This is a genomic window from Streptomyces sp. NPDC001515 (assembly GCF_053597115.1).
The window spans coordinates 72902-92716 of the sequence record NZ_JBSFHN010000006.1; the positions used below are offsets into that span (position 1 = coordinate 72902).

At 72.6% G+C, this 19815-nt stretch carries 17 protein-coding genes; 5 read left to right on the forward strand and 12 right to left on the reverse strand.

Going from position 1 to position 19815, the window contains the following annotated elements:
* Positions 1 to 78 precede the first annotated feature (78 nt).
* Both ACWCXC_RS09155 and ACWCXC_RS09160 read left to right on the forward strand, forming a co-directional pair.
* Entirely contained in the window at positions 79 to 1539 is a 1461-nt protein-coding gene (locus tag ACWCXC_RS09155; RefSeq protein ID WP_450684263.1) for a zinc-dependent metalloprotease, read from the forward strand.
* The gene (locus tag ACWCXC_RS09160) at positions 1536 to 2084 is read left to right on the forward strand and encodes an NUDIX hydrolase (protein ID WP_450684264.1); all 549 of its coding nucleotides are present in this window, start codon (positions 1536 to 1538) and stop codon (positions 2082 to 2084) included. The genes ACWCXC_RS09155 and ACWCXC_RS09160 overlap by 4 nt, the downstream gene beginning before the upstream one ends.
* 105 nt (positions 2085 to 2189) lie before the next feature.
* On the opposite strand, the gene ACWCXC_RS09165 is transcribed toward ACWCXC_RS09160, so the two are convergent.
* From ACWCXC_RS09165 to ACWCXC_RS09180, 4 genes are all read right to left on the reverse strand, one after another.
* Positions 2190 to 2945, reverse strand: coding sequence for an AIM24 family protein (locus tag ACWCXC_RS09165; RefSeq protein ID WP_450887694.1), 756 nt, complete (start codon positions 2943 to 2945; stop codon positions 2190 to 2192).
* Between the two features lie 20 nt (positions 2946 to 2965).
* Positions 2966 to 3646, reverse strand: coding sequence for an AIM24 family protein (locus tag ACWCXC_RS09170; RefSeq protein WP_450684266.1), 681 nt, complete (start codon positions 3644 to 3646; stop codon positions 2966 to 2968).
* 11 nt (positions 3647 to 3657) lie between these two features.
* The gene (locus ACWCXC_RS09175) at positions 3658 to 5316 is read right to left on the reverse strand and encodes a TerD family protein (RefSeq protein WP_450887696.1); all 1659 of its coding nucleotides are present in this window, start codon (positions 5314 to 5316) and stop codon (positions 3658 to 3660) included.
* Between the two features lie 106 nt (positions 5317 to 5422).
* A complete protein-coding gene (locus ACWCXC_RS09180) occupies positions 5423 to 6043 on the reverse strand; it encodes a M48 metallopeptidase family protein (RefSeq protein ID WP_450887698.1) in 621 nt (206 codons plus the stop codon).
* A gap of 187 nt (positions 6044 to 6230) precedes the next feature.
* Here ACWCXC_RS09180 and ACWCXC_RS09185 point away from each other — a divergent pair, with 187 nt between their 5' ends.
* Both ACWCXC_RS09185 and ACWCXC_RS09190 read left to right on the forward strand, forming a co-directional pair.
* A complete protein-coding gene (locus ACWCXC_RS09185; RefSeq protein WP_450887700.1) occupies positions 6231 to 7376 on the forward strand; it encodes a ThiF family adenylyltransferase in 1146 nt (381 codons plus the stop codon).
* Between the two features lie 41 nt (positions 7377 to 7417).
* The gene (locus ACWCXC_RS09190; protein ID WP_450887702.1) at positions 7418 to 8896 is read left to right on the forward strand and encodes an ABC1 kinase family protein; all 1479 of its coding nucleotides are present in this window, start codon (positions 7418 to 7420) and stop codon (positions 8894 to 8896) included.
* Positions 8897 to 8933: 37 nt separating this feature from the next.
* Here ACWCXC_RS09190 and ACWCXC_RS09195 read toward each other — a convergent pair whose 3' ends face one another.
* The 5 genes from ACWCXC_RS09195 to ACWCXC_RS09215 form a co-directional block, all read right to left on the reverse strand.
* Complete coding sequence (locus ACWCXC_RS09195; protein ID WP_450887704.1) at positions 8934 to 9137, reverse strand: hypothetical protein; 204 nt, start codon at positions 9135 to 9137, stop codon at positions 8934 to 8936.
* A 278-nt stretch (positions 9138 to 9415) separates the two neighbouring features.
* Positions 9416 to 9775, reverse strand: a complete 360-nt coding sequence (locus ACWCXC_RS09200) for a hypothetical protein (protein ID WP_450684272.1) — start codon at positions 9773 to 9775, stop codon at positions 9416 to 9418.
* The gene (locus tag ACWCXC_RS09205) at positions 9772 to 10140 is read right to left on the reverse strand and encodes a WhiB family transcriptional regulator (protein ID WP_450684273.1); all 369 of its coding nucleotides are present in this window, start codon (positions 10138 to 10140) and stop codon (positions 9772 to 9774) included. The genes ACWCXC_RS09200 and ACWCXC_RS09205 overlap by 4 nt, the downstream gene beginning before the upstream one ends.
* Before the next feature lie 173 nt (positions 10141 to 10313).
* Complete coding sequence (locus tag ACWCXC_RS09210; RefSeq protein ID WP_450887707.1) at positions 10314 to 10649, reverse strand: hypothetical protein; 336 nt, start codon at positions 10647 to 10649, stop codon at positions 10314 to 10316.
* A 165-nt stretch (positions 10650 to 10814) separates the two neighbouring features.
* Positions 10815 to 13007 (reverse strand): ATP-dependent DNA helicase UvrD2, encoded by a 2193-nt coding sequence (locus tag ACWCXC_RS09215; protein ID WP_450887709.1) that lies wholly within the window; start codon positions 13005 to 13007, stop codon positions 10815 to 10817.
* A 345-nt stretch (positions 13008 to 13352) separates the two neighbouring features.
* Between ACWCXC_RS09215 and ACWCXC_RS09220 the strand changes: the two genes are divergently transcribed.
* Positions 13353 to 13595, forward strand: a complete 243-nt coding sequence (locus ACWCXC_RS09220; RefSeq protein ID WP_073744993.1) for a mycoredoxin — start codon at positions 13353 to 13355, stop codon at positions 13593 to 13595.
* Between the two features lie 120 nt (positions 13596 to 13715).
* Here ACWCXC_RS09220 and nudC read toward each other — a convergent pair whose 3' ends face one another.
* From nudC to ACWCXC_RS09235, 3 genes are read right to left on the reverse strand one after another with little or no spacing between them, the layout of a single operon-like run.
* Entirely contained in the window at positions 13716 to 14660 is a 945-nt protein-coding gene (gene nudC, locus ACWCXC_RS09225; RefSeq protein ID WP_450684276.1) for an NAD(+) diphosphatase, read from the reverse strand.
* A 42-nt stretch (positions 14661 to 14702) separates the two neighbouring features.
* Positions 14703 to 16097 carry a dipeptidase gene (locus tag ACWCXC_RS09230; RefSeq protein WP_450684277.1) on the reverse strand — a complete coding sequence of 465 codons (1395 nt, stop codon included), beginning with the start codon at positions 16095 to 16097 and terminating at the stop codon, positions 14703 to 14705.
* A gap of 10 nt (positions 16098 to 16107) precedes the next feature.
* Positions 16108 to 19740, reverse strand: a complete 3633-nt coding sequence (locus ACWCXC_RS09235; RefSeq protein WP_450887712.1) for a UvrD-helicase domain-containing protein — start codon at positions 19738 to 19740, stop codon at positions 16108 to 16110.
* Between the last annotated feature and the right edge of the window lie 75 nt (positions 19741 to 19815).

Consider the following 19815-nt stretch of genomic DNA (forward strand, 5'->3'; position numbering starts at 1 on the left):
CTTGGTGTCTACGCTGGATGGTGATGTCGGGCAGTCGCCGTCGGTGAGAACCGACGGCCCTACGAGCCGAGGAAACCCGTGAGTGACACCCCATTCGGATTCGGCCTTCCGCCGGAGGAGCCGGACGACGGCGACAAGGGCAAGAAGAACGACCCCACCGGAGGTGGGCAGGGTTCGGGCGGTCCGGCGAACCCGTTCGGTTTCGGTCCCGGCACGGGCGGTGACAACCCCTTCGCCGCCATGTTCGGCTCGATGAATCCGAACGACCTGGGCGCGGCCTTCCAGCAGCTCGGCCAGATGCTGAGCTACGAGGGCGGTCCCGTGAACTGGGACATGGCCAAGCAGATCGCGCGCCAGACGGTCTCCCAGGGCACCTCCGACGGCACCAAGGACGCGAGCGTCGGCCCGTCCGAGCGCGCCGCCGTCGACGAGGCGCTGCGCCTGGCCGACCTCTGGCTGGACGGGGTCACCTCGATGCCCTCCGGCGCGGTGTCGACGGTGGCGTGGAGCCGCGCGGAGTGGGTGGAGGCGTCCCTGCCCGCGTGGCAGAAGCTCGTCGACCCGGTCGCGGAGCGGGTCGGCCTCGCCATGGGCGATGTGCTGCCCGAGGAGATGCAGGCGATGGCGGGGCCGCTGATCGGCATGATGCGCTCGATGGGCGGGGCCATGTTCGGCCAGCAGATCGGGCAGGCCGTCGGCGTGCTGGCCGGCGAGGTCGTCGGTTCGACCGACATCGGGCTGCCGCTCGGCCCGGCCGGCAAGGCCGCGCTGCTCCCCCTGAACATCGAGCGCTTCGGCAAGGACCTGAGCGTGCCGCAGGACGAGGTGCGGCTGTATCTGGCCCTGCGCGAGGCGGCCCATCAGCGGCTCTTCGCCCATGTGCCGTGGCTGCGCTCGCACCTGTTCGGGGCGGTCGAGGGGTACGCGCGCGGCATCAAGGTCGACACCTCCAAGCTGGAGGACGTGGTCGGCCAGTTCGACCCCTCGCAGCCGGAGCAGCTTCAGGAGGCGCTCCAGCAGGGCATGTTCCAGCCGGAGGACACGCCCGAGCAGAAGGCCGCGCTGGCCCGTCTGGAGACGGCGCTCGCGCTGGTCGAGGGCTGGGTGGACGCGGTGGTGCACGAGGCCGCGAAGGCCCGGCTGACCTCGGCGGACGCGCTGCGCGAGACGATGCGCCGGCGCCGTGCCTCCGGCGGGCCCGCCGAGCAGACCTTCGCCACGCTCATCGGCCTCCAGCTGCGGCCGAGGCGGCTGCGGGACGCCTCGCGGCTGTGGGCCTCGCTCACGGACGCGCGGGGGCTCGACGGGCGGGACGCCCTGTGGGAGCACCCCGACATGCTGCCCACCGCCCACGACCTGGACGACCCGGACGGCTTCGTCCACCACGAGCAGATGGACTTCTCCGAGCTGGACAAGATGCTCGGCGAGGCGGCGAGCGGTTCGGGTGGGACGGCGGCCGGATCCCCCGAGAAGGCCCCCGGCCCGGACGACGCCGACGGCGAGGACCACGGCAAGGACAAGGACGACACCGACAAGTGAGCCTGCACGACGACGCCGTCCTGGTACTGAAGGGGTACGGGACCGGGGCGGACGCCGCCCAGGAGGAGCTGCGCCTGGCCTATCTGGATCATCTGGCGCACCATCCGGACGGCATGTGGAAGGCGTGCGGCGCCGGGCATCTGACGGCCAGTGCCCTGGTCGTCGACCCGGAGCGCGGCAAGGTGCTCCTCACGCTGCACCGGAAGCTGAAGATGTGGCTGCAGATGGGCGGCCACTGCGAGCCCGGTGACGCCTCGCTGGCCGCCGCCGCGCTGCGGGAGGCGTCGGAGGAGTCCGGCATCCCGGGTCTGACCCTGCTGGACGGCGGTCCGGTGGTCCTGGACCGCCATCCGATCCCCGCGCCGTGCCACTGGCATCTGGACGTGCAGTACGCGGCGCTGGCGCCGACCGGCGCGACCGAGCGGATCAGCGACGAGTCCCTGGACCTGCGCTGGTTCGGCTACGACGAGGTCGCCGCCGTCGCGGACACCTCGGTGGTCCGGCTCGTGGAACGGACGCGTGCGGTGCTGGAGGGCGCCCGGTAGCCGGGCCCATGGAGCACGGGTAAGGGGCGGTCTCCTGCGAGACCGCCCCTTACTCCGTCCACCGCCGTGCGCCCGGCTCACCCGTCGCACACGGGGGCGGGTGGCTCAGTTCCAGGCGTTGCCCTGGTTCTGCGCGTGGACGCCCTGCTGGCCCATGCCGTACTGAGCGCGCAGGCCCTGTCCGATCTGGGCGCTCTGGGGCGGCAGCACCTCGCTCGGCTGGACCAGGGCGTAACCCTGTCCGAGGAAGCTCAGCTCCCAGCCCTCGCCCGTGTTGCCGCGCCGGCGGAACACACCGGAGGAGTGCGTCTGGGCCTGCATCTGCACCCGCAGCGAGCTGGACCAGGCGACGATCGCGTCGGCGTCGGCGCTGACGTACTTGTCCGGCGTCACCTGCATCATCAGCGGCTGACCCGAGGTCATCAGCGCGACCTTGCCGGTGCCGGAGATGTTGAGCTGGTACTTGCCGGTGCCGGAGATGCCGTACTGACTGTCCACCGCGATGACCTCGAAGTGCAGCGACGAGTCGAGCGCGAGGACGTAGGCGCTGTCCACCGTCAGACCGTCGTGGTCGACGTCCACCACGTGGACGTGCTGCGCGAGGTTGGCGAAGAAGACGGTGCCCTGGCCGGAGCAGCGCATCAGGTCCAGGCCCTCACCGGTGCTCGCGCGGGCGCGCCGCTGGCCCTGCGACTGGTACTCCCCGTCGAACTCCATCAGCCCCTGGTAGGCGACCATGGCCCCCTTGCGGGCGAGGACGTCGTCCTGACCGGTCAGCGCGACCCTGAGGAGCTGCGGGTTCTGGACGGTGTAGCGCTCCTGGGACTGCTGTTCCGTGTAGCCGAAAAGCGAACTCTGCATGGTGGTGCTCTCCCTCCCCGTCAGTTCCGGACGCGCAGCCGGTCGGTGCTGTCCTCGCTCGGCTGGACGACGACGATCCCCTGGCCGGAGAAGGCCATCTGGAACGCCTCGCCGCTGCCCCGCCCGATGAGCGAGGACGCCTTGAAGCTGCGCTTGCCCTTCACCTTCAGGTTCGGGGACCAGGCGACCAGGGCGTCCGGGTCGACGTACGTCTCGTCCTCGCCGCGTCCGCAGTCGACGACGATCGGCGTGCCGCGCGAGGTGATGGCGACCCAGCCGCTGCCGGAGATGCACACGTTCCACAGGCCCTGGCCCGCGAACTTGGCGAGCCCCTTGACCCGCTCGACGCCCCAGGTGAGGCTCGCGTCGAAGGCGAGGACGTTGGTGCCGTTGACCGAGAGCGACTCGTTGTTGAGGTGGACGACGACGACGTCGGCGCCGTAGTCGGCGAGGTAGAGAAGCCCGTCACCGGTGCACTTCATGAGCGGCATGCCCTCGCCGGTGATCCACTGCGAGGCGATCTGGCGTACGGCCGGCGGGTCGGGCTCGTACTGGATGAAGCCCTCGTACGCGACCATCGAGCCGGTGCGCGCGAAGAGGTCCTGGCCGGTCGCCATGGCGACCTTCAGCATCGAATGGCCGTGGTTCTCCATCCGGGCCGTGACGGGGGTCGGGACGTAGCCCGCGAGTTGCTGGTTCATGACGGGCTCCCTCAGACCTCGTAGGGCTGGACGACGATGAAGTTGCCGGGTGCGCCCCGGAACTGGAGGTTCACGGTCTCGCCGCTGTGGCCGGGGTAGGCGTTGCGGCGCAGCCGGACCTGGCTGGAGATGATCACCTGCGAGGCCGAGGACCACGCCACCACGGCGTTGCAGTCGGCGAAGGTGGTCGGGGTGACGGGCAGGACCACCGGGGTTCCGTGGGTCTTGACGACGATGGTGCCGCTGCCCTGGAACTGCATGGTGAACAGGGCGCCGCCGGGGATGCCGTGGCCCTCGATCCTGCGGACCTCGTACTGGAGCGATTCGTCGAAGGCGAGGACGTTCTCGGCGGAGACGCAGATGCCGTCGCCCTGGAGTTCGATGGAGTGCAGATGGGAGGCGTCCTCGGCGAGGAAGACCTGGCCGCGGCCGGTACACCGCATCAGCTGCATCTCCTGGCCGGTGGCATTGCCGACGATACGGCCCGCGAAGCCCGCGCCCTTGTAGGAGAAGTCGACCTTGCCCTGGTACATCACCATGCTGCCCTGTCGGGCCAGCACCCCGGCGCCGCCGACGGTGAGGTCGACGCGCATGAGCTTCTGATTCTGGGGCGTCCAGCGCTGACCGGTCGGGGTCTCCTTGTACGGCTGGAGCGCGGCGACCAGTCCGGCACCGGTCTGCGGCACCCCTTGCGGCATGCCCATCGGAGGCATCCCCTGCGGGGGCATGCCCTGCGGAGACATCCCCTGGGGCGGCATGCCGGGCGGCTGCTGGCCGTACGGAGCCGGGGCCGGCTGGCCGTACGGGGCGGGGGCGGGCTGGCCGAAGGCGGCGGGGGCCTGCGGCGGGACCTGCCCGAACTGCTGCTGGGGCTGCTGGCCGTACGGGGCGGGCGGCGGAGGGGGCGGGACGCTGCCGCCCTGCGGAGCCAGGGGCGCCGCGATCGTCGGCGCCGCGTGCATCGGCTGCTGCGCGGGCGCCGGACCGGCCGGGGCCACGGGGGCGCCGAAGGACGGGGCGGGCTGCGGGGCCTGCGGCGCGGCGGGCGCCGGGGCACCGAACGCCGGCGGCGCGGTGGCCTGCGCGGGCGGGGCGAACCCCGGGGCGGCGGACTGCTGCTGCGGGGCGGCCGGGGTCTCCTCCTCGGCGACCTCGCCGCCGAAGTTCTTCAGCAGGGCCTCGAGACCGCCGTCGAAGCCCTGGCCGACGGCGGCGAACCGCCACACGTCCTTGAGATAGAAGTCCCCCAGCATCACCGCGCGCTCGGTGGTGAACTCCGAGCCGGTGAACGCGTACCGCACCACCTCCTCGCCACCCGCGACGATCCGGATGTATCCGGGCCCGACCTGCGACATCTGCCCCGCGCCGTCCACCGTCGCGGTGAAGGAGAGCTTGTGGATGTGGGACGGAATGCGGTCCAGCGTGACACGGAAGGACTCCGTGTCACCGGCCTGGGCGCCGAGCAGCTGAATGGACTCCTCGGGCGATTTCGGCTGGTTGAAGAAGATGAAATAACGGTCGTCGGACAGCTGCTCATTGACATCCAGGCCGAAGCAGCTGATGTCGAAGGACAGCCCCGGGCCTGCGATCTGCACACCTACGTACAGGTCCGTCCCCGGTGTCAGATCACTGATCTTGGCCTTGTGGCCGCGTTGGAATTCCCTGGCCATGCGTAACGACCGTCCCCCATCCCGAAGGTGAATGCGTCGCGCCAGGCTAACCGCAAACTCCGGCACCGGACCAAGCCGGTACCGACCCGGTACAGAATCGCGAACGTCACTCGCCGCGCGCGGCGGGCAGGTGGGGCAGCCGTTCGGCCGCCACGACCCCTTCCAGATAGCCCCGTGCCCGCTCGGTGCGGGGATAGGCGTCGAGCAGCCGCCAGAACCGCGGGCCGTGCCCGGGAACCAGCAGATGCGCCAGCTCGTGGACGAGGACGTAGTCGACGACGTACTCCGGCATGCCCTGCAGCCGGTGCGAGAGGCGGATGCTCCCCTCGGCGGGGGTGCACGAGCCCCAGCGGGTGTTCTGATTGGTGACCCAGCGCACCGACACGGGCCGGGCCCGGCCGCCGAGGTACTGGGCGGACAGCCGCTCCGCGCGCTCGGCCAGCTCGGTGTCGCCGAGGATCCGCTTGTTCTCCTGGGCGGCGAGCTTGTCGAGCATCACACTCACCCAGCGCTGCTCCTCGGCCTCGGACATCCGGGCGGGGATCAGCACGATCGTGCGGTCGCCCTCCCGGTACGCGGAGACCGTGCGGCTGCGGCGGGTGCTCCTGCGGACCTCGACCGCGCTCGTCGCCGACGCACGGGGCTGGTGGTCGGCCGCACTGCGCCGGTGGGTTCCGGCGCGGCGCGCGGAGGTCTCCCCGAAGCCGGGTGACGGGTCGGCGGGCACGCCCCGACGTTACCCGCTGTGCGTGGGAGAAGTCCCGCCTCCGGGACGGTTGCCCCATGATCCGTTCCGAGCCTTGCACCATTTGAACGACTAATACCCCTCGCCTGTGGACAACTTTTCCCGCGTCCGCGCGTCCCGTCGCATTCTGGCAATGCAACGCGCACAGCCGCACAGACCGGGGGAAGCCGTGCATCCGATGTTGAAACCCGCATTGCGTCGCGCCTGGCGCGGCAACGGAACCGTGCAATTCGGCGTGACACCCGCGCATGCCGTGAAGGTCGGCCCGATGGACGGCGCCACGGGCTGTTTTCTGGAACTCCTCGACGGAACGCGCGGTATGCCGCTGCTGCGCGAGGAGGCCAGAGCGCTCGACCTGAGCGATCACCATGTGGACACCCTGGTGGGACGGCTGGCGGAAGCCGGGCTCCTCGACGACGTACGGACGGGCGGCCCGGACGCCGAGGCCCTGCGGGCACGGGCCGACGCCCTGGAGCGCCGGCGGCCCGACCTCGCCTCGCTCTCCGTCGTCCATCCCGAACCGGGCGGTGCGATGCGCCGGCTCGCCGCGCGCCGCTCCATGCGGGTGCAGGTCCGGGGCGCGGGCCGGGTCGGTGCGGCGCTCGCGGCGGTGCTCTCGGGTGCCGGGGTCGGCCGCGTGGAGGTGCTGGACGCCGGATGCGCCGAGCCCCGCGATGTGGCGCCCGGCGGGCTGCCGCCGTCGGCGGTCGGCGAGCGCCGGGACACGGCGGCGGGCCGGCTCGTCCGCCGCTCCTCCCCCGGGCCGTCGCTCCGCTCCGGGGGCCGGGGCGCGTGCCACCGCGGTAGCGAGCCGGGGCTGTCGCTGATCGTCATCGCTCCCCGTGACGGTTTCACGGCCTACGTCCCCGATCCCGGGACCGCCGAGCCGTGGATCGCCTCGGGCACCCCGCACCTCTACGCCGGGGTGGTGGAGGCGACCGGGTTCGTCGGACCGCTGGTGCTGCCGGGCGGCACGGCGTGTGCGGGGTGCCTCGACCGGGCGCGGCGCGACCGGGATCCGCAGTGGCCCCGGATGGTGGCCCAGTGGCGGTCCGGCCGGCGGTCCACCGCGCAGGCCTGCGATCTGGCCCTGGCGACGGCGGTGGCGGGGCTGGCCGCGGCGCACGCCCTGGCCTTCCTCGACGGAGAGCTGCCCGGCAGCACGGGGACGCGCTGGGAGGCGGCGCTGCCGCTGTTGGACTGGCGGCGGGAGCGGATCGCAGCGCACCTCGACTGTTCCTGTGGCGCGGGTGGGCACACTGAGGGGGTGCGCACCTCCGGCGCCGGCGCGGCGCACGACACAATGGCCGGGTAACCGCCGCACGCAGCGCGGCAGTCTGGGAATTGGAGGGGCACATGTCTGATCTTCCCCGGAAGGCGGTCACCCGTACCGCCAAGCTGGCCGCGCTGCCCTTGGGTTTCGCCGGCCGTGCCACGTGGGGACTGGGCAAGCGCATCGGAGGGAAGTCCGCGGAGCTGGTGGCCCGCGAGGTCCAGCAGCGCACGGCCGATCAGCTCTTCAAGGTGCTGGGCGAGTTGAAGGGCGGCGCGATGAAGCTCGGCCAGGCGCTCTCCGTCTTCGAGTCGGCGCTGCCCGAGGAGGTCGCCGGACCGTACCGGGCGGCCCTGACCAAACTCCAGGAGGCCGCGCCTCCGATGCCGGCGGCCACGGTCCACGCGGTGCTGGAGGAGCGGCTCGGGGAGGGGTGGCGGGAGCTGTTCGTGGAGTTCGACGACAAGCCGTCGGCCGCCGCCTCGATCGGCCAGGTGCACCGGGCGGTGTGGCACGACGGCCGGGACGTCGCGGTGAAGGTGCAGTATCCGGGCGCCGGGGAGGCGTTGCTCTCCGATCTGACCCAGCTGAGCCGGTTCGCCCGACTGCTCGGGCCGCTGGTTCCGGGCATGGACATCAAGCCGCTCATCACGGAGCTGCGCGACCGGGTGTCGGAGGAGCTGGACTACGCGCAGGAGGCGCTGTCCCAGCGGGAGCACGCGGAGGAGTTCGCGGACGATCCCGATGTGGTGGTCCCCGGGGTGGTCCACCAGGGCGAGCAGGTGTTGATCACCGAGTGGGTCGACGGGGTGCCCCTGGCCGAGGTGATCAGTGGGGGCACTCGCGAGCAGCGCGACCGGGCGGGGCAGTTGCTGGCCCGGTTCCTGTTCTCGGGCCCCGCGCGCACCGGACTGCTGCACGCCGACCCGCACCCGGGGAACTTCCGGCTCCTGCCCCCGGCTGGTGAGGAGGGCGCCGATCCGAAGGACGGGGCGGACGGCTGGCGGCTGGGGGTGCTGGACTTCGGGACGGTGGACCGGCTGCCCGGTGGGCTGCCCCGGACCATCGGGGACTCCCTGCGGCTGACGCTCGGGGGCGACGCCGTCGCGGTGTACGAACTGCTGCGCGCGGAGGGGTTCGTCAAGGACTCGATCGACCTCGATCCGGACGCGGTGCTCGACTATCTCCTGCCGATCATCGAGCCGGCCGAGGTCGAGGAGTTCACCTTCACCCGGGGGTGGATGCGCAGCCAGGCCGCGCGCATAGCGGACCCCCGCTCGCCCGCCCATCAGCTGGGCAAGCAGTTGAACCTGCCGCCCTCCTATCTGCTGATACACCGGGTGACGCTGAGCACGATCGGGGTGCTGTGCCAGTTGGGTGCCACGGTCCGGCTGCGCGACGAACTGGAGTCCTGGCTCCCCGGGTTCGTCCTGCCGGAGGCCGGCGCCGACGCCGTGCCCGATGCCGCGTCGGGTGTCGAGCAGGGCCCCGCGTCCGACGCCGCGTCGGGTGTCGAGCCGGACGTCGAACCGGGTGTGGAGCCGAAGACGGAGATGGTGTGAGTGGGCTCGGGCGGGCTGTCCCGGTGGGCTCCGGCGGTCACCACCAGGTCGAGTCGAGGCGGCCCTCGACCGCTCTGATGTGGGCGCGGGAGCAGACCTCGCAGAAGTAGCGGCGGCTGCCGTTCTCCACGGAGAAGAGCCAGGTCGGCGGTGGGGTGCCGTCCTCCGTGCGGGCGCCGCACAGGGCGCACACGACGGTGTCGGTACCGGCCTCTCCGGGGTGCTGCCGCGGCTCGTCCATCTCGCGACGATAACGCCGTCGCCGTGCCCCCGCCTCCACAGCGGCGGCTCCTCCGCCCCGGCTCCCGTCGGCCTCCACCGGGCATCGAGGTACCGACGAGCGAAGGACCGGGCTTCCCGGTCGTGCGCGCGCACGACCGCGGGGCCGGTCCGAGCGGACCGGCCCCGCGGTAGGGGTGCTGCTGTGGGTGGTGGTGCGGACCGGGGCACAGAGAGCGGCTACGCCCCGGCGGGTACTGCGGGTTCTACGGGTTCTGCGGGTGTGCGGTCCTGCTCGGGTCAGTGCATGACCGCCATGGCGAGCGCGCGGCGGGCGCGCATCGAGGCGCGCTCGGCCCGGCGCTGCATGCGGCGGGCGGCCACCAGGCGTACGGCCTGGCGCTCCGACTCCGCTTCCCGCAGGCGGTCGTGCATATGGGCACGAGCCAGGGCTTCTGGGATGAGTTGCATTTCTCGGGTCCTGTTCTGACGCGAGTCGTTCGCGCCGATGATGGTGACGTCCGGTGTCGCGGAGCCGACGGGCTCGCTGGTGGGGAGGGTCATTGCTGCCTGGTTTCGGGGGTCGTGGGTGAGGGGACGGTCGATGGTTCCGATGCGCTTCAGGGGCTTGGGGGCCGGGACCCCCAGGTCGGCGGTCACGCCGCGACCGGGTTCTTGCGCGGACGGCCACGGGGGCGCTTGCGGGCGACGACGACGCCCTGGATGAAGAGCTCACCGCCCCAGACACCCCAAGGCTCGCGGCGCTCCTTGGCGCCGGCGAGGCACGCCTCGACGAGCGGACAGGTCTTGCAGAGGGACTTGGCGTACTCGACGTCGGCCGGGGACTCGGCGAAGAAGACTTCCGGGTCGTAGGAGCGGCAGGGGACGGGTACGCCGAGGTTCTCGATGGCGTCGTCGAGCGCGGTGAGCGCGGTGAGGGGGATCAAGGTGGAGTCCTCCGTGGAGCCGGGCGGGGAGATCGTGTCGGAAGGCGGTACGGACGGGGCGTGCGCTTCGAGTTGCACGGTGGTGGTGTCCTCGTCTGGTCGTTTCCGGCGTGTTGGCCGGGGGGCGGCTGGTACCAGGTCCTGTTTGTTCCGAGGCTCCTTCGCGCTGTCTCGTCCGTTCGGACAAAACAAAAGGGCCGCGGATCCCGAGTGGGGTTCCGCGGCCCTGAAGGCGCCGGCCTGATCGTCGATCAGGCTGGATCACTCCAGGGTTCAGGCCCACGGAAGGCCCACATCGTGTGGTGGTGCGTCATCTTCTGGCCGGCTTCGGCTCCCGCTCCCGCACCGACGGCGGCAAAGGCATAGGCCGGGGCCTGTCCCTTCGCTACTGCTGCTGCCGGTGCCTGGGCCGGTCGCTCATTGCGCTCCCGCACGGGAAGGCTCGACAGGAACAGCGGACCGAAGGCAGGAATGCCGGACAGACCGGTGCCACGCAGCGAGACATCCTTGGAGCAGGCGAGGCCGAGCGAGCAGGCGGAGACGACCGAGAGATCGGTCATTTTGTTGGTCTCGATGATGCTGATCACTTCAATCGCCTCCTCTCGGCGTCTCGGGGGACCGGGTGAACCGGTCCTGCGTATTCGGATAAGTACAGCACAGGACCCGGGCTTCAGAGAAGCCGCTGTTCCCGTGGTTAAGAACCTATGGTGATGACTGGGGCGCGCGCAAACTATTTTTCCGACGAGTTTTTCTCACCCCTCGCCGTCCTCTTCCCCGGACCGATCGAACCCGTCCCCACCTGCGCAGATGTCCAGCACGGCGGCACCGAACCGGCCCAACTTCCGCGCGCCGACCCCGGAGATCCCGGCCAGCTCGCCCTCGGTGCCGGGCACGGCCTCCGCGATGGCCATCAGCGTCTTGTCGGTGAACACGCAGTAGGCGGGCTGGCCGATCTCGCCCGCGCGGACGGCGCGCCAGTCCCGCAGCCGCTCGTACAGCGCCTCGTCCATGTCGGACGGGCAGTCGTCGCAGCGCATCAGCTTCATCTCGCCCGCATCCGTCAGGGTCTTGCCGCAGACCCGGCACCGCGCGGGCCCGCGCTGCCTGCGCCGGGCGGCACCGGCCGGGCGCTCGATGCCTCCCCCGCCGACGGCGGCGGCGCGCCCGCCGGGCGCCGTCGAGCCGGGGCGCAGTCCGTTCAGGAAGCGGCTGGGGCGGCGGCTCGCCCGGCCGCCGGGCGAACGGGCCAGCGACCACGACAGGCCGAGGTGGAGGCGGGCGCGGGTGACACCGACGTAGAGCAGCCGGCGCTCCTCCTCGATCTGCTCGTCCGTTTTGGCATAGGTGATCGGCATCATGCCCTCGGTGAGCCCGACCAGGAACACGGCGTCCCACTCCAGGCCCTTGGCCGAGTGCAGGGAGGCCAGGGTGACGCCCTGGACGGTGGGGGCGTGCTGGGCGGCGGCCCGTGCGTCGAGCTCGGCGACCAGGTCGGAGAGGGTCGCGCCGGTCCTGGCCCGCTCGAAGTCCTCGGCGAGCCGGACCAGGGCGGCCAGGGACTCCCAGCGGTCGCGCGCCGCCCCCGATCCGGCGGGCGGCTCGGCGCTCCAGCCCAGGGCCGAGAGCACGGCCCGCACCTCGGAGGGCAGGTCCTCCGCGTCGTCCAGCAGGGCGTCGTTGGACCCGGCGCGCGCCGCGCCGCGCAGGGCCACCCCCGCCTCGCGCACCTCGGCGCGCTCGAAGAACCGCTCCGCGCCCCGGAGCTGGTAGGGCACCCCCGCGTCCGCGAGGGCCTGCTCGTAGACCTCGGACTGCGCGTTGACCCGGAAGAGCACGGCGATCTCGCCGGCCGGGACGCCGGCGGCGATCAGGTCCCGGATGCGGCGGGCGGTGCCTTCGGCCTCGGCGGGCTCGTCCGCGTACTCCACGTAGGAGGGCTCGGGGCCGGCCTCGCGCTGCGAGACCAGGGCGAGGCGGTGCTCGGCGGCCCGGCCGCGGGCCTGGGAGAGCAGCCCGTTCGCCAGATGGACGACCTGGGGGGTGGAGCGGTAGTCCCGGACGAGCTTGACGACGGTGGCGCCGGGGTGGCGGGTGCGGAAGTTCAGCAGGTGGTCGGGGGTGGCTCCGGTGAAGGAGTAGATCGTCTGGCTGGCGTCACCGACGACGCAGAGGCTGTCCCGGTCGCCGAGCCAGAGGTCGAGGAGACGCTGCTGGAGCGGGCTGACGTCCTGGTACTCGTCGACCACGAAGTGCTGGTACTGGCGGCGGACGTGGTCGGCGATGTCGTGGCGGTCCTGGAGGATGGCGACGGTGAGCAGCAGGACGTCCTCGAAGTCGATCACCGAGCGGTCGCGCTTCAGCTGCTCGTACATCGCGTAGACCTGGGAGATCTCGGCCGGGTCGCGCGGGGCCTCGCGCTGGGACTTGGCGACGACGGCCGGATAGTCGGCGGGGACGGTCTGGGTGACCTTGGCCCATTCGATCTCGCCGGTGACATCGCGCAGCTCGGTGCGGTCGAGGCGGACGCGGCACCGGGTGGCGGCCTCGGCGACCAGCTGGACCTTGCGCTCCAGCAGCCGGGGCAGCGCGCCACCGACTGCTTTCGGCCAGAAGTACTGGAGCTGGCGGAGGGCCGCGGAGTGGAAGGTGCGCGCCTGAACGCCGTCCGCGCCGAGCTGGCGGAGGCGTCCGCGCATCTCTCCCGCGGCACGGTTGGTGAACGTGACGGCCAGCACGCTGGTCGGCTGGAGGATCCCGGCCCGCACCCCGTAGGCGATGCGGTGCGTGATCGCCCTGGTCTTGCCCGTACCGGCTCCGGCCAGCACGCACACCGGTCCCTGGAGGGCCTCGGCGACCTCGCGCTGCTCGGGGTCGAGCCCGTCCAGGACGGCGTCGGCGGAGTCGGGGACCTGAGGGAAGAGGGTGGAATGCGTTGCTGATGTCACCCCGCCATGCTGCCAGGTCGTGAGGGGCGGGAGCGGGGCTTGTCCACAGGGGTGCCGTATTAGTACGACCGGCGCGGCCCCATGAGTACGACCCGCGCGGCTCCATGAGTCCGGCCGACGCGGCCCCATGAGTACGGCCCGCGCGGTCCCGTGAAGAGGACCGGGGCGGTCCCGTGAACGGGGAGTCCCGGACGCCCGGGGGCGGTCGCGGGAATGCCGGCCAGGTCACGTACGTTCCCCCTCCGTGCGGCAACGTGCGCCCCGGCGGTTCCGGATGTGAGGAACCGGACAGTGACGGGGCGCGGCGGGGTGCCGGAATCGGATGAGACAGAGGAGCGCGAAGACATGCCGGGCACTGTGACGATGTACAGCACCACGTGGTGCGGCTACTGCCGTCGGCTCAAGGGCCAGATGGACCGCGAGGGCATCGCGTACACCGAGGTCAACATCGAGCTGGACCCGGAGTCGGCGGCCTTCGTCGAGAAGGCGAATGGCGGAAACCAGACGGTTCCGACCGTGCTCTTCCCGGACGGCTCGACCCTGACGAACCCGTCGCTGGCCCAGGTCAAGCAGAAGATCGGCGCCTGATCCGACGCTCTGGTCCGGCACGCCCCGCGGAGCCGGACACGAACCGCCCGCCGCTCCCCTCCCTCGTGGACGGGGGCGGCGGGCGGTTCCGTTTCCGTTCGGGCCCGTGCCGGGCGCCGGTCAGCTCGCGCGGACCGGCTTCGGGAGCGGCTTGCCGTACCAGCTCTCGATCAGGCGGGAGGCGATCGAGATGCCGAACGGGGGCAGGATCTCGCCGGATTCGAAGGCGGCGGTCAGGTCGTCGCGGGAGAACCAGCGGGCCTCCTCGATCTCCTCGCCGTCGACGTTGATCTCGAAGGTCTCGGCCCGCGCCATGAAGCCGAGCATCAGGCTGGAGGGGAAGGGCCAGGGCTGGCTGGCCATGTACGCGACCTCGCCGACCGTGATGCCCGCCTCCTCGAACACCTCGCGGGCCACGGACTGCTCGATGGACTCACCGGGCTCGACGAATCCGGCCAGGGTGGAGAAACGTCCCTCCGGCCAGTGCACCTGGCGGCCGAGCAGCGCACGGTCCTGGTCGTCGGTGACGAGCATGATGACCGCCGGGTCGGTGCGCGGGTAGTGCTCGGCACCGCAGGCCGGGCAGCGGCGGATGTGGCCGGCGGCGGCGATCACCGTGCGCTCGCCGCAGCGCGAGCAGAAGCGGTGCAGCCGCTGCCAGTTCTCCAGCGCCACCGCGTGCACCATCAGCCCGGCGTCGCGGGGGCCGAGGAGCAGTCCGGCCTCGCGCAGTCCTGCCGGGCGGGCCGACTGGTCCATGCGGCCGGGCAGCGAGTCCTTCTGGAGCGCGAAGTAGCTGACGCCGTCCGCGTCCGTACCGAGGAAGTAGCGGTGGGTCTCGGTGACCGGGGCCTCGAAGGCGGGGGTCATCACCAGTTCGGTGCCGTCCTCGGTGTCGTCGATCAGCGCCTGCCCCCCGGAGACGACGAAGACCCGGGTCGTCGGGTGGCTCCACGCGGCGGCCAGCCATGCCTCGTCGAGGCGGTGGTGGGCGGCGCGGTCGATGCCGCTCGGCGCGGTCAGGCCGATGGGACGGTCCGTGGTGGCGTTGTCGAAGGTGCTCACAGGTGCTTCCTACTCCCCCGGGATGGATCGGGTGTTCAGGATTCAGCGGAGTGCGGCCGCCAGCTCGCCCCAGAGATGGGCGGTGGTCTCCACACCCTTGAACAGGAGGTCCAGTTCGACCTTCTCGTCGGGGGCGTGCCAGCCGTCGGACGGTACGGAGATGCCCAGGAAGAGGACGGGGGCGCCGAGCACGTCCTGGAGGTCCGCCGCGGGTCCCGAGCCTCCTTCGCGGGTGAAGAGGATCTTCTGGCCGAAGGCTCGTCCCATGGCGCGGGCCACGGCCCGCAGGGCCGGGTGGTCCAGGGGGGTGAGGCAGGGGCGGGTGGCCGGGAGGAAAGTGATCCGGTGACGGATTCCGGCGGGGACACGGGACTCGGCCCAGTCGCGGACGACCTTCTGGACGTGGTCCGGGTCCTGGCCCGCGACCAGCCGGAAGCTGATCTTCACCTGGGCGGCGGACGGGATGATCGTCTTGCTCCCGGCGCCCTGGTAGCCGCCGCCGATGCCGTTGACCTCGGCGGTGGGGCGGGCCCAGATCCGCTCCAGCGTGGAGTATCCGGCCTCGCCGGACGCGGCGCCGGAGCGGGCGGTGCGCAGCCAGGTGGCCTCGTCGAAGGGCAGTTCGGCGAAGAGGGCGCGTTCGGTCTCGGTGAGCTCGGCCACACCGTCGTAGAACCCGGGGACCGCGACCCTTCCGTCGGCGTCGTGGAGCGCCGCGACCAGCCGGGCGATCTCGGTCGCCGGGTTGGGGACGGCCCCGCCGAAGGATCCGGAGTGGATGTCCTGGTCCGGTCCGCGCAGCTCGATCTCGCACTCGGCGAGGCCGCGCATGCCGGTGCAGACCGTCGGGGTGGCCTCGTCCCACATGCCGGTGTCGGAGACGATCACGGCGTCCGCGGCGAGCCGGGCGGCCCGCTGCTCGACCAGGGCCCGGAAGTGCGGGGAGCCGGACTCCTCCTCGCCCTCGACGAGGAGCTTGAGGTGGACGGCGGGGGCGGTGCGGCCGGTGGTGGCGAGGTGGGCGCGGACGCCCAGGGTGTGGAAGAACACCTGGCCCTTGTCGTCGGCCGCGCCGCGTCCGTACATCCGTCCGTCGCGGATCACCGGCTCGAAGGGGTCGGTGCTCCAGCCGTCCTCGCGGGCGGCGGGCTGGACGTCGTGGTGTCCGTACACGAGGACCGTGGGCGCGTCCGGGTCGTCGGAGGGCCACTCGGCGAACACGGCGGGCGCGCCGTCGGTCTCCCAGATCTCGGAGACCGGGAAACCGGTCTTCGTCAGCTTGGCGGACAGCCACTCGGCGCTGCGCCGTACGTCCCCGTCGTGCTCCGGCTGGGCGGATACGGAGGGGATGCGCAGCCAGGCGGCGAGGTCATCGAGGAAGGCCGCGCGGTGCTGCTCGGTGTACGTACGGACGGCGTTGTCCGGGGTGTCGCTCATGACCTTCAGCTTATCGGGCCGCGGGCGGTGGCTCGTCCAGGAGGATTCTCTCCAGCTCCGGGCGGCCCGGGAGCCGGGCCGGGCGGACGCACTCGCCGGTGCGGACGAAGACGAAGGCGGCCGTGACGTCGGTGAGCGGCAGACCGTGCAGTTCGGCCCAGGCCAGGCGGTAGACGGCGAGCTGGAGCGGGTCGGCGGTGAGGGTGCGGCTGGTCTTCCAGTCGACGATCTCGTACGTGTCGCCCGTGCGGTAGACCGCGTCGATGCGGCCCCGGATCACCCGGCCGGCCAGCGTGATCTGGAACGGCGTCTCCACGCGGTACGGGGTGCGGCGGGCGTACGGGGTGCGCTCGAACGCCTCCTTCAGTTCGGCGAGATCGCGCTCGTCGGCGATGTCGGCGTCGTTCTCGTCGCCCCCGGGCAGTTCGTCGGGGCCGAGCATCGGCAGCGGCAGCTCCTCGAAGCGGGACTCGACCCAGGCGTGGAAGCGGGTGCCCCGGCGCGCGGCGGGCTGCGGGGGCCGGGGCATGGGCCGGGCCAGCTCCTGGGCGAAGCCGTCCGGGTCGTCGGCCAGGCGCAGCAGCTGGGTGGCGGAGAGCGAGGCCGGTACGAGCACGTCGCGCACGGTGGCGCGGGCGCGGCGCAGCTCCCCGGCGAGGGCATCGAGGTCGCGGTCCCAGGAGGCGAGGGTGCGGGCCTCCTCCGGGGTGAGCCGGCCGGGCTCCCGCACGGGGGCGCGGGCCGCGGGGACGTGCGGGGCGTCCGTCCGGACGGGGGCGGGGGCCTCGGCCGGGGCCGGTCCCTCGCCGGGGAACGGGGCGTCCTCGGCGGGTGCCGGGCCGCCCCCGGGCCGTTCCTCGTCGGGGAACGGCGCGTCCTGCGGGAACGGGTCCTCCGGGAACGCCGCGTCCTGCGGGAACGGCTCCTCCGGGAACGGCGCGTCCTCCGGGAACGGGTCGCCGTCCTCGAAGAGGCTGCCGTCCTCGAAGAGGCTGCCGTCCTCGAAGGGGCTGTCGTTCCCGTAGAGACCGTCCTCCTCCGCGAAGGGGCCGCCATCCCCCGCGAAGGGCTTTCTGGGGGCGGAGGCGCGGTCGTCCTGCGGGCGCGCCGCGTCCGGGGTCGGGGAGCCGGCCGCCAGGGCGGTCAGATGGGCCATGACCAGGTCGGCGGCGGCGCGGCGGCGGGCGAGGGCGGTGTCGTCCAGGGGCAGCGGCCAGGCGTGCTCGGCGGCGGCCTCGGCCAGGGAGGGGTTCTCGGCGTCCTCGGCGGGCTCGTCCGCCCACACCTCGATCTCGCCGTACCCGGCGGCGCAGTGGGCGTACAGGGCGTGCAGGAAGGCGGAGGGGCCGCGCGGCTTCTTCTGGTCGGGGCCCCACCAGTGACCGGAGCCGAGCAGCAGGCTGCGGGGGCGGGTGAAGGTGACGTAGCCGAGGCGCAGCTCCTCGGTGTTCTGGTGCTCCTTCATCTCCTCCTTGAAGCCCTTGAGCCCGCGGGCGTCGAAGGTGTCCAGGGCGGGGAGGGTGGCGGTGTCGCCGCGCAGGGCGTGCGGGAGGACCTGGGGCTGGGCGGTCCACACCTCGCGGGCCCGGCTGCTGGGGAACTGGCCGGTGACCAGGCCGGGCACGGCGACCACGTCCCATTCCAGGCCCTTGGACTTGTGGGCGGTGAGGACCTTGACGGTGTTCTCGCCGCCGGGCAGCGCGTTGTCGAGCCCCTTCTCGTACTGGGCGGCGGTGCGCAGGAAGGCGAGGAAGGCGAGCAAGGTGGCCTCGCCGTCGGCGGCGGCGAAGCGGGCGGCGACGTCGAGGAAGTTGGCCAGGGTCTCGCGGCGGCGGGCGGCCAGGGCCTGCGGGGACGCGGACAGCTCGACCTCCAGTCCGGTGGCGGCCAGCACCCGGTGCAGGACGTCCATCAGCGGGTCCGCGAGCGAGCGGCGCAGATCGCGCAGCTCGGCGGCGAGCCGGGCGAAGCGGATCCGGGCCTCGGCGGAGAAGGGGAGCCGGTCGTCGTCCTCGCCGCCGGAGTCGAGGAAGGTGTCCAGGGCGTCGGCCAGCGAGACGACCTCGGCCGGGTCGATGCCCTCCACGGCCTCCGCGAGCCTGCGGTCGGGGTCGGCGTCCTCGCCGTGGACCGCCCGGTGGACGAGGAGGCGGGCGCGGCGGCCGAGGAGGGCCAGGTCGCGGGGGCCGATCCGCCAGCGGGGGCCGGTGAGCAGCCGGACCAGGGAGGCGTTGGCCCCCGGGTCCTGGAGGACCTCGCAGACGGCGACGAGGTCGGCTACCTCGGGGAGGTGGAGCAGTCCGGACAGGCCGACGACCTCGACCGGGACGTCCCGGTCGACCAGCGCGGCCTGGATCCGCGGGAAGTCGCCCGCGGTGCGGCACAGGACGGCGATCTCGCCGGGGGCGGTGCCGGTGCGCACCAGATGGGCGATCGAGTCCGCGAGCCAGGCGATCTCCTCGGCGTGGGTGGGCAGCAGGGCGCAGCGGACCAGCCCGTCGCGCTCGGCGCCGGGGGCGGGGCGCAGGGCCTCGACGCCCTCGTGCATGGCGCGCAGCGGGGCGGCGAGCCCGTTGGCGAGGTGCAGCAGACGGCCGCCGCTGCGGCGGTTCTCGCTGAGGGAGTGGCGGGCGGCCGGGGTGCCGTCGGCGTGCGGGAAGTGGCGGGGGAAGTCGTCGAGGTTGGCGACGGAGGCGCCGCGCCAGCCGTAGATGGCCTGGCAGGGGTCGCCGACGGCGGTGACGGCGTGGCCGGTCGGGACGCCGTCGGGGCCGCTGCCGAAGAGGGCGGAGAGCAGGAGCCGCTGGGCGACGGAGGTGTCCTGGTACTCGTCGAGCAGCACCACCCGGTACTCCTCGCGCAGGAGCGCGCCGACCTCGGGGCGGGTGAGGGCCAGCTCGGCGGAGAGGGCGATCTGGTCGCCGAAGTCGAGGAGGTCGCGGGCGCGCTTGGCGTCCCGGTAGCGGCGGGTGAGCGCGAGCAGTTCCCTGCGGGCCTCGGCGGTCTCCGGGATCTTGCGCAGGTCGGCGTTGGTGAGCCGGGCGTCCTCCAGGATGCGCAGCAGCTCGGTGTCGTACGCCGCGAGCTGCTCGGGGCGCACGAGATGCTCGGCCAGCTCGGCGTCGAGCGCCAGCACATCGCTGACCAGCGTGGGGAACGACCTGGTCAGGGCCGGGTACGGGCCGGGGGCCTCGCGCAGCACGCGGGCGGCGAGCTGGTAGCGGGTGGCGTCGGCGAGGAGGCGGGTGGCCGGCTCCAGTCCGATCCTCAGCCCGTGGTCGGTGAGGAGCTTTCCGGCGAAGGCGTGGTACGTGGAGATGCCGGGCTCGCCCGGGGGGTCGTCCGGGTCGAGGGTGTCGGGGTCGGTGACCCCGGCGGCGACCAGGGCCCTGCGGACGCGCTCGGCCAGCTCGCCGGCCGCCTTGTTGGTGAAGGTGAGGCCGAGGACCTGCTCCGGGGCGACCTGCCCGGTCCCGACGAGCCACACCACGCGCGCCGCCATCACCGTGGTCTTGCCGGACCCGGCGCCGGCGACGATCACCTGGGGGGCGGGCGGCGCGACGATGCACGCCGTCTGCTCCGGGGTGAAGGGGATCCCCAGGAGCTCCTTGAGCTGCTCGGGATCGGTGAGACGGGAGGACACTCCACCGAGGCTAACCGGCCCCACCGACAACCCCGACCCGCGATCACCGTCTACATTGACTGCTTGTCGCATCAA